General features: G+C 57.6%; 1 protein-coding gene. It reads right to left on the bottom strand.

From position 1 onward, the window contains the following. The coding region (locus tag SB764_RS38885; protein WP_410866595.1) for an electron transfer flavoprotein subunit alpha/FixB family protein at window positions 1–344 on the bottom strand (344 nt) is incomplete at both ends.

Raw genomic sequence — 344 nt, forward strand, 5'->3', positions numbered from 1 at the left:
AGCACTTTGGTGTAGTTTTCGCCGCTGCCCAGACCGCGTCCGCCTGACACGATAATCTTTGCGCTGGTGAGTTCGGGACGATCGAGTTTCGTGACTTCGCGATTGACGAATTGCGCTTTGCCGTTGTCCGCTGCCGCTTCGATTTTTTCTACCGATACGTTGCCGCCTTCCGCAGCGACCGCGTCGAATGCCGTGGTGCGAACGGTGATGACCTTCACCGGATCAGCCGATTGCACCGTCGCAATCGCATTGCCAGCGTAAATCGGACGCTCGAACGTATCGGCGTTTTCAACCGCAGTGATATCGCTGATCTGCGCAACGTCGAGCTTGGCGGCAATACGCGG

Source organism: Paraburkholderia sp. SIMBA_027, from assembly GCF_046535315.1.
Classification (GTDB): domain Bacteria; phylum Pseudomonadota; class Gammaproteobacteria; order Burkholderiales; family Burkholderiaceae; genus Paraburkholderia; species Paraburkholderia tropica.